This window comes from Citrobacter sp. wls827, assembly GCF_005280875.1.
In the GTDB taxonomy this organism is placed as follows: Bacteria; Pseudomonadota; Gammaproteobacteria; order Enterobacterales; family Enterobacteriaceae; genus Citrobacter; species Citrobacter youngae.
Genome location: NZ_SZWR01000017.1, coordinates 536,953 through 546,781, shown reverse-complemented (window position 1 = coordinate 546,781; position 9,829 = coordinate 536,953). Strand labels below are relative to the sequence as shown.

Here is a 9,829-nt window from a genome sequence, read left to right as displayed (position 1 = left end):
CCCGCCAGCGTACGGCCAGCTACCGGCGGTAGAGCCGATATTAATTATGTGTCCGCGGTTACGCTCGACCATGCCAGGCAGAACGGCACGAGTCATATAAATCAGGCCTTTGTTGTTGGTATCGATCATGGTTTCCCAGTCATCGACATTCGCTTTGTGGGCTGGCTCAAGACCCAGCGCCAGACCGGCATTGTTGACCAGGATATCGATATTGCGCCATTCGGCAGGCAGGGCGTCCAGCATCTCTTCAATGGATGCGCGATTGCGTACGTCAAGCTGGGCGATATACAGATTATTACCCAGTTCATCTTTCAGTTCCTGCAGACGTTCCTGGCGGCGTCCGGTGGCAATAACTTTATGCCCATTCTCAATAAAACGACGCGTAATGCACTCACCAAAACCTGCTGTTGCTCCGGTTACTAAAACGATCATCTCACTGTTCCTCAACGCTTTTTATGTAGTACTACCATAGCACGTCATTTCTGTTCAGAGCTATTCCTGCTTAACGAGATTGCGGTCAAATCCTGGGAGGCCTACTCTAGTAAACAAATCGTTTTCAGGAGGAAAAGATGTCGTTAACAAATCCTTTTTTGCACCACAGCACATTACCTTACCAGGCACCGCAATTTGATCAGATTGAAGATTGCCATTATCGGCCCGCGTTTGATGAAGGTGTGAAACAAAAACGCGCTGAAATAGCGGCGATTGTGCAAAACCAACAGGCTCCTGATTTCACAAATACGTTGCTGGCGCTTGAGCAAAGTGGGGCGTTGTTGACGCGCGTCACCAGCGTTTTCTTTGCGATGACGGCAGCGCATACCAACGATGAGCTGCAGCGTCTTGACGAGGAGTTCTCCGCCGAACTGGCCGCGCTGGCCAATGATGTCTATCTCAATGACGCACTTTTTGCGCGTATAGATGCCGTCTGGCAGCAACGCTCTTCGCTAGCGCTGGAAGGTGAATCATTGCGTCTGTTGGAGGTGGTTCACCAACGCTTTGTGTTGGCTGGTGCATGTCTTAATGATGCCGATAAAGCACGCCTGAAAGCGCTAAATACGGAGTCGGCGACGTTAACCAGCCAGTTCAATCAGCGTCTGCTGGCGGCGAACAAAGCGGGTGCACTGATCGTGGATGATGTCCGGCAGCTTGACGGACTCAGCGCAGAAGAAATTGCCGTTGCGGCGCAAGCCGCCAGCGACAAAGGACTTGAGGTTCGCTGGGTTATCCCACTATTGAACACCACACAACAACCGGCACTTGCTGCGTTACGCGATCGACAGACACGAGAAAACCTGTTTACCCAGGCATGGACGCGGGCGGAAAAAAATGATGCCAACGATACTCGCGCTATCATTAAACGGCTGGTGGAGATCCGCAGAGAGCAGGCAACATTACTGGGTTTTGCGAATTTTGCTGCCTGGAAAATTGCCGACCAGATGGCGAAAACGCCAGAAGCGGCACTTTCTTTTATGCGGGCGATCGTGCCCGCAGCACGTCAACGCGCGCTGAATGAGCAGGCTGAAATTCAGAAAGCGATTAATCAGCAACAGGGACAATTCGAGGTTGAGGCCTGGGACTGGGCATTTTATGCCGAGCAGGTGCGTCGTGAAAAATATGCTCTTGATGAAGCTCTGCTTAAACCTTACTTTGCCCTGGATACGGTGCTGAATGAAGGTGTTTTCTGGACAGCAAACCAGCTATTTGGCATTAAATTCATCGAGCGCTTTGACATCCCTGTTTATCATCCGGATGTACGGGTTTGGGAGATTTTCGATCATGATGGCGTAGGACTGGCGCTATTTTATGGTGATTTCTTTGCCCGTGAATCAAAAAGCGGTGGTGCCTGGATGGGAAATTTTGTTGAGCAATCTCTGCAAAATGAAACCAGGCCGGTAATTTACAACGTCTGCAATTATCAGAAACCTGCTCAGGGCCAACCCGCCTTGCTGCTGTGGGATGATGTCATCACGTTGTTCCATGAGTTCGGACACACGTTACATGGTCTGTTTGCCAGCCAACGGTATGCGACGCTGTCGGGCACGAATACCCCGCGTGATTTCGTCGAATTCCCGTCGCAGATAAACGAACACTGGGCGAGTGATCCGCAGGTTTTCGCGCGTTATGCTCGCCATGTTGAAACGGGTGAAAAAATGCCCCAGCCATTGCTGGAGAAGATGCAACGGGCCAGCTTGTTTAACAAAGGCTATGATATGACGGAGCTTCTCAGTGCTGCATTGCTGGATATGCGCTGGCACAGCCTGGAGCAGTGTGTGTCATCGCTGTCAGTTGATGAATTTGAGCAGCAGGCCCTGGCTGCGGAAGGATTGGATCTGCAGGCTGTACCGCCGCGTTATCGCAGCAGCTATTTTGCCCATATCTTCGGTGGTGGCTATGCCGCAGGGTATTATGCCTATTTATGGACGCAAATGTTGGCCGATGACGGCTATCAGTGGTTTGTAGAGCAGGGCGGATTGACCCGTGAAAACGGGCAGAAATTCCGCGAAGCGATTTTGTCCCGTGGTAACAGCACTGACTTAGCTGAGCTTTATTGCCAATGGAGCGGCCGAGATCCAAAAATGGAGCCAATGCTCAAACATCGTGGTTTGAGCGCCTAAGGCATTGTCTGCCAAAAAATTGAACCGGGCGCGATGCCCGGTTTTTAGCGTGATTTTTTCTTCCCCAAAATGTGAGATGGATGAATGACGATGAGGTTGCCAACAAAGGTAGAACTGATTTCATTCTGCTTTGCTGTTACCTGGGTTATTTGGTGTGTATGGGCAGACAAAATCACTCATGACACATACCTCTTTGACAGGGTGCTTTATAAGTCAGTTATTGTTGGAGTTGCCTTTCTGCCAGGCGTGTTCATGGCCTGGCGCGTGTACCTAAGAAATAAGTACGCAACAGGTAGATAAGCTGATTTCAGGTATGGGCGGGCAGATTCTTTACCACGAAGCCGTTCATTGAGGAAATCGTTTTCAAATATCACATTTCATGCGGTTAATATTATCGTCATTTTTGCGATTTAACTCATGGGTGTTCGGTTCCATTAAATATAAAACAAGGAAAATAGAATGAAATCTATCGCATTGATTACCATGATTATTTTAATTTCAAGTTAATTTATTATCATTCGAAGTAATCTTTGTTTTCTTTCCTTAATATTAATTACTATTAAAAAATTTACATAAGTTTTCCTTTTTGGCGCTAAAATGCCCATGTCTAAATGTTCATACAGGGAAGGAAACCGTGATGATCAGAAGAACGCAGGAAATAGATGTAATTTTAATCGAACTTAACAAATCAATTGATGCTCATTATAAGTGGCTAGTGAAAATGTTCCGCTGTGTGGTGTCATCAGATGTTACTCAGCCTGATATTTCGGGCGATGACTCTCACGCTGTTTGTCAATTTGGGCAGTGGCTCAAAGACCATCCACAGCACGATGATGATGAATGCAGTTATGTCAGCAATATTCACGCGACACATGAGAAAATGCATTTGTTAGGCAAGGAATTGCTATTGGCAATCGTGGAAGAGCGTAGCCATTCATGGCATTTCGACAGTTTCCAGGATGCGTTACTGGGATTTACGTCTGCGGTCATGGACTACAAAATATATTTACTGACTATCCGCAGTAATATTGATGTGTTAACAGGTTTGCCTGGCAGAAGAATGCTTGATGAGTCGTTTGACCAGCAGTTACTCGATGCTGAGCCGCTTAACCTGTACATATTGTTGCTGGATATCGACCGTTTTAAACATGTTAATGATACCTACGGACATCTGGTTGGTGACATGGTGTTGCGCAGTCTGGCGTCAAATTTATTAGCATGGACTCGATACGATGAGGTTGCTTATCGCTATGGTGGTGAGGAGTTTATTGTCATCATCCGAACCAAAACGGACGAGCAGGCATGCCAGGCAGGGTTGCGTCTTTGTCATCTGATTGGCCAGAAAAAAATCCCTTATCCAGAAGGCGAAATCGGCATAACGGTAACGGCTGGCATTACCAGAGTTCAACAGGGTGAAACGCTGGACAACGGTCTTGGACGTGCTGACAGAGCCATGTATGAAGGGAAACAAACCGGCAGGAATCGCTGCATGTTTATGGATGAAAAAGAGAAAATCACGCTAGTTGGCACTAATGATCAACTGACACCGCGCGTCAGAGCGTGAATTTTATCAGTGTAGACCGGCTGTAGTTACGTTTCGTTTAGCTTCCATTGTGGTTGTCGATGATATGTTAGCCGACTATTCGTTATCTTCGCAGGGAATTGCCAGATAACGTATAAAGCAAAACACAAATCTATCCATGCAAGCATTTACCGCTGGTTTCTCCGGCGGTTTTTTTTATCTGTAATTCTGAGAAATGATTCAGGGAAGGGAAGCAGGTAAAAAAATGGCCCCTTGTGCAGTTATGCGACAAGGGGCCGGTTCGGTGCAGGATTATCTCCGTTCATCAATCATCCCATCTGTGGCTAAAATACGCGGCCAGGAAACCGGAAAATAAAATAATTCCCAGAACAACCATAAAAATATTCATATTACCCAGCATAGTAAATGCTCCTTTATCTATTGAGTTTCCTCTCTTACCTTAATTTCACCTCGTTAATGACTATAGTAGCAATTCGAACTTAAACAAAGAGTGAACTGTGTGAATATTTCGTCTGAAATGTAAGGTTTTGGCTTTTTCTCGTCGAAGAAAATAAATAATCGTGACGAAACAGGCGCCCCCATCTGCAAATAATCATAATGTTATCTTGTAATCCGCCGTAGCTACCGGGTTGTCCGGACACAAGATGTTGCACGTTTATAATGCAACACTGTGTCATGGTGGTTCAATTCTTCTCTCTTGCCGTCATGGCGACGCATTCTTTTTATCTGCATTTCATTGATGATATTTATAATTTATTGAATTATATGCCTTTTTCATATCTGGCACTGTTTTTGCCTTATTCCTTCTGAACACCCTTAATTTGCACCGTTTTGCCTTTCCGGCTGCACCGGAGCTTTCAGCAAGTCTACTTTCAGGAGTGAAACTATGCAGCGTCGTACATTATTAAAAGCCTTTGCTCTTTCGGCCTCTGTTGTGGCTATGGGGATGAGTTTTAGCGTTCAGGCTGCCGACACCATTAAAGTTGGCATCATGCATTCGTTGTCCGGGACAATGGCTATTTCTGAAACACCGCTGAAGGATGTGGCGTTGATGACCATTGATGAGATCAACGCCAAAGGCGGTGTACTGGGGAAAAAACTGGAGCCGGTAGTGGTTGATCCGGCGTCAAACTGGCCGCTGTTTGCCGAAAAAGCCCGTCAGCTGCTAAGCCAGGACAAAGTGGCGGTGGTTTTCGGTTGCTGGACATCGGTTTCGCGCAAATCTGTACTGCCGGTATTTGAAGAGTTAAACGGCCTGTTGTTTTATCCCGTGCAATATGAAGGTGAAGAGATGTCACCTAACGTTTTCTATACCGGCGCTGCGCCCAATCAGCAGGCCATTCCCGCGGTTGAGTATCTGATGAGTGAAGACGGTGGCAGTGCAAAACGTTTCTTCCTGCTGGGCACCGATTACGTCTATCCGCGAACAACTAACAAAATTCTCCGTGCCTGGCTGCATTCAAAAGGCATTGCGGATAAAGACATTGAAGAGGTTTATACCCCGTTTGGCCACAGCGATTACCAGACCATCGTCGCCAGCATCAAAAAATTCTCCGCCGGGGGAAAAACGGCGGTGGTATCAACCATTAATGGCGACTCTAACGTTCCGTTCTATAAAGAGCTGGCAAACCAGGGTCTGAAAGCGACCGATGTTCCGGTTGTTGCGTTCTCTGTTGGAGAAGAGGAGTTGCGCGGTATTGATACCAAACCCCTGGTAGGCAATCTTGCGGCCTGGAACTATTTTGAATCCGTTGATAATGCCACCAATAAGCAATTTATCGCTGATTACCGCGCCTATGCGAAAGCGCACAAACTGCCGAATGCTGATTCTGTGGTCACGAACGATCCGATGGAAGCCACGTATGTTGGCCTGCACATGTGGGCGCAGGCGGTTGAAAAAGCCGGAACGACGGATGTCGATAAAGTCCGTGCGGCCATGGCGGGGCAATCATTCTCTGCACCTTCTGGCTTTACGCTGACAATGGATGCAACGAACCATCACCTGCATAAACCCGTCATGATTGGCGAAATTGAAAGTAACGGTCAGTTTAACGTGGTATGGCAAACGGATGCCCCGGTCCGTGCCCAACCGTGGAGTCCGTATATCGCCGGGAATGATAAAAAATCTGAGCAGCCCGTCAAAACCGCCAGCAACTGATCTTACGCCCTCCTGTTGGAGGGCCCAATTTTGGAGAACGCTATCATGAAAGCCATGCGCTTTATTCGTGGCGTGTTGTTGCTGACGTGGCTTTTGCCGTGGATAGCGCAGGCAACAGATGCCGATACCTTCGCCGCGGCCAGTCGGACACAGCAGGCGACATTACTGGAACAATGGGCGATTAACCCCGATGTTCAGCGTTTACCTTTGCTTAATGCCCTGAGTGGCGAAAACCTGCTGACCGACGACGTTAAAAATGCATTCACGATGAACGGTTCGCGTGTGCAATCTCTGGGGGCGGCCAGCACACCCAGTGGTGAATTAAAAAAAATCCGCCTGACTAACCGCCTGCGTAACCTGGTGGCTGGCACATTGTCTGTTCATCAGTTATTAAGTGACAATGTCACTTTTAGAATGGCTGCTGCCCGAACATTACAACGTGAAGCACTGCCAGTGATGCTGCCATTTTTGCAGCAAAGGCTGCTGCAGGAGACGGATGCTGGCGTGAAATCCACCCTGGCGGCTGCTCTGGCAAACCTGCAACTGAACAGTAGTTCGCCCGATGTCAGGCACCGGGCCATCGAATTGCTGGGCGCATCCAATGATCCTGAAACACAAGCGCGATTACAGCCTTTCACCCAACTGGAACATGAACCCGATGCGCGTGTACGCGCTGCCGCCAGCGAAAGCCTGAATACCATTGAACATCGAATGAAGGTTGGAGAGTTGCTTGGCCAGGCGTTTATGGGATTATCGCTCGGGTCTATTTTATTGCTGGCGGCGCTGGGGCTGGCCATCACCTACGGACTACTCGGCGTCATTAATATGGCGCACGGTGAAATGCTGATGCTTGGTGCTTATTGTACCTGGATAGTGCAACAGCTGATGAGCCAGTTTTTCCCGCAGTGGTTAGCCTTTTATCCGCTGATTGCGCTGCCGGTTGCCTTCCTGCTGACCGCCGCTATGGGAATGCTGCTGGAACGCACAGTGATCCGCCATTTGTACGGACGCCCACTTGAAACGCTACTGGCAACCTGGGGGATTAGCCTGATGCTGATCCAGTTGGTGCGCATGACCTTTGGTGCGCAAAACCTTGAGGTAGCTAACCCGGCATGGCTGTCGGGCGGTATTCAGGTCTATGCCAATCTGATTTTGCCGTGGAACCGGATTGTGGTGCTGGGATTTGCCATTCTGGTGCTGTCCTTCACCTGGTTGTTGCTGAATAAAACCCGTCTGGGTATGCGCGTGCGTGCAGTGACACAAAACCGCAACATGGCAGATTGCTGCGGCGTTCCCACGGGGCGCGTGGATATGTTGGCATTTGGTCTCGGCTCCGGCATTGCCGGACTTGGGGGCGTGGCGCTATCGCAGTTGGGCAACGTTGGACCAGAACTGGGGCAAAGCTACATCATTGATTCATTTTTGGTGGTGGTGCTGGGTGGCGTTGGACAGCTTGCCGGGAGCGTCGCGGCGGCGTTTGGTTTGGGGATTTTCAACAAGATTCTCGAACCGCAGGTTGGGGCCGTCCTCGGCAAAATTATGATTCTGGTGCTGATTATTCTGTTTATTCAAAAACGTCCGCAGGGGCTGTTTGCGCTAAAAGGGAGGGTCATTGACTGATGACGATGCCAATGACATTAACGCTGGCGCGCAAAGCGCCGCATATTACCTGTGTGCTGGGGCTGGCTTTACTGCTGGCACTGATTATTCTGCCATTTCTCGCGCTGCTGCCTACGGATCATCCGCTGGCGATATCTGTCTGGACACTGACACTGGTTGGGAAAATTCTCTGTTATGCCATTGTGGCAGTTGCCCTGGATCTGGTGTGGGGATATGCCGGAATGCTGTCGCTGGGCCACGGTATTTTCTTTGCGCTGGGCGGTTATGCGATGGGGATGTACCTGATGCGCCAGGCATCTGGTGAAGGGGTGCCAGCTTTTATGTCGTTCCTGTCGTGGACTGAACTTCCGTGGTTCTGGTGGGGAACGCAGCATTTTCTTTGGGCGATGATGTTGGTTGTTATGGTGCCTGGCTTGCTGGCGTTGGTGTTTGGCTGGTTTGCCTTCCGTTCAAAAATCAAAGGGGTCTATTTCTCCATCATGACGCAGGCGCTGACCTTTGCCGGCATGCTGTTGTTCTTCCGTAACGAAACCGGGTTTGGCGGCAATAACGGATTTACCGGTTTTACCACCATTCTGGGATTTTCGGTGACGGCGACCACGACACGTATCGCGTTGTTCCTGGCGACCGTTGTGCTGCTGATTCTGGCGCTGTGGCTCGGATGGGCGCTGGCTCGCAGTAAATTTGGCCGTATCTTGACAGCCGTTCGCGACGCTGAAAATCGGTTGATGTTCTGCGGGTATGACCCAAAGGGTTTCAAACTACTGGTATGGACACTCTCTGCCGTCCTGTGCGGGCTGGCGGGGGCGCTGTATGTTCCGCAGGTGGGGATCATTAACCCCAGTGAAATGTCACCCACCAACTCAATTGAAGCCGCGATTTGGGTCGCACTGGGTGGGCGCGGTACGTTGATTGGCCCGGTGTTTGGCGCGGTGCTCGTGAACGGCGCTAAAAGTTGGTTTACCGTCATCATGCCTGAATACTGGCAACTGTTTCTCGGCCTGATTTTTATTGGCGTTACGCTGTTTTTGCCTCGAGGCGTAATTGGTCTGTTTCGCAAGGGAGACAAATAATGCAGCCAGATGAAGGGCTTTTTACCCGCCAGATGCCGGGCGATCGTTTTCGCAATCAAACAGATCCGGTGCTCCAACTGGAAAAAATAAACGTTAACTTTGATGGTTTCCAGGCGCTAACGGATTTGACGCTCAATATTGGGGTTGGCGAGTTACGCTGCGTTATTGGACCCAATGGCGCGGGAAAAACCACGTTGATGGATGTCATCACCGGTAAAACGAAGCCGCAAAGTGGGCGGGCGATTTACGATCAATCCATTGATTTAACATCACTCGACGCCATCGCCATTGCTCGCCAGGGCATTGGTCGCAAATTTCAGAAACCGACCGTTTTTGAAGCGTTGACGGTGGAAGAGAACCTCGAGTTGGCGATGAAAAATGATAAATCCGTTTGGGGGTCATTACGGGCGTGTTTATCGGGAGAACAGCGGGATCGCATCGATGACATGTTGACGCTGTTGCGACTGAGTAACGAACGCGCCCGTCGTGCCGGACGCCTTTCCCATGGACAGAAACAATTTCTGGAGATTGGTATGTTGCTGGTGCAGGAGCCGCATTTGTTGCTACTGGATGAGCCAGCTGCCGGGATGACGGATGCTGAGACGGAATACACCGCTGAACTGTTTCGCCAGCTTGCCGGAAAACATTCTCTGATGGTGGTTGAGCACGATATGGGGTTTGTTGAGAGCATTGCTGATCACGTCACGGTATTGCACCAGGGGCGGGTACTGGCCGAGGGGAGCCTGCGCGATGTTCAGGCCAATGAGCAGGTGATTGAAGTGTATCTCGGACGCTAAGGAGTGCTGATGCTACAGGTAAA

At 49.7% G+C, this 9,829-nt stretch carries 8 protein-coding genes; 6 read left to right on the top strand and 2 right to left on the bottom strand.

What is annotated here, in order from left to right:
* Nucleotides 1-432: SDR family NAD(P)-dependent oxidoreductase (locus FDX03_RS23350; protein WP_249357054.1), on the bottom strand; the 432-nt coding region annotated here is incomplete at its 3' end.
* 137 nt (nt 433-569) lie between these two features.
* Between FDX03_RS23350 and dcp the strand changes: the two genes are divergently transcribed.
* Nucleotides 570-2,615, top strand: coding sequence for a peptidyl-dipeptidase Dcp (gene dcp / locus FDX03_RS13165; protein ID WP_126320172.1), 2,046 nt, complete (start codon nt 570-572; stop codon nt 2,613-2,615).
* A 637-nt stretch (nt 2,616-3,252) separates the two neighbouring features.
* Nucleotides 3,253-4,179, top strand: coding sequence for a diguanylate cyclase (locus tag FDX03_RS13160; RefSeq protein WP_061067879.1), 927 nt, complete (start codon nt 3,253-3,255; stop codon nt 4,177-4,179).
* A 283-nt stretch (nt 4,180-4,462) separates the two neighbouring features.
* Here FDX03_RS13160 and mgtS read toward each other — a convergent pair whose 3' ends face one another.
* A complete protein-coding gene (gene mgtS, locus FDX03_RS13155; RefSeq protein ID WP_137346022.1) occupies nt 4,463-4,558 on the bottom strand; it encodes a protein MgtS in 96 nt (31 codons plus the stop codon).
* A gap of 486 nt (nt 4,559-5,044) precedes the next feature.
* On the opposite strand from mgtS, the gene urtA reads away from it, so the two are divergent.
* Genes urtA through urtD form a run of 4 tightly spaced genes read left to right on the top strand, consistent with a single transcriptional unit; the run spans nt 5,045 to nt 9,806 of the window.
* The gene (urtA, locus tag FDX03_RS13150) at nt 5,045-6,316 is read left to right on the top strand and encodes an urea ABC transporter substrate-binding protein (protein ID WP_048211701.1); all 1,272 of its coding nucleotides are present in this window, start codon (nt 5,045-5,047) and stop codon (nt 6,314-6,316) included.
* A gap of 45 nt (nt 6,317-6,361) precedes the next feature.
* Nucleotides 6,362-7,936, top strand: a complete 1,575-nt coding sequence (urtB, locus tag FDX03_RS13145) for an urea ABC transporter permease subunit UrtB (protein WP_137346039.1) — start codon at nt 6,362-6,364, stop codon at nt 7,934-7,936.
* Complete coding sequence (gene urtC / locus FDX03_RS13140; RefSeq protein ID WP_137346021.1) at nt 7,936-9,009, top strand: urea ABC transporter permease subunit UrtC; 1,074 nt, start codon at nt 7,936-7,938, stop codon at nt 9,007-9,009. The genes urtB and urtC overlap by 1 nt, the downstream gene beginning before the upstream one ends.
* Nucleotides 9,009-9,806, top strand: a complete 798-nt coding sequence (urtD, locus tag FDX03_RS13135; RefSeq protein ID WP_040231114.1) for an urea ABC transporter ATP-binding protein UrtD — start codon at nt 9,009-9,011, stop codon at nt 9,804-9,806. The genes urtC and urtD overlap by 1 nt, the downstream gene beginning before the upstream one ends.
* Nucleotides 9,807-9,829: the final 23 nt, after the last annotated feature.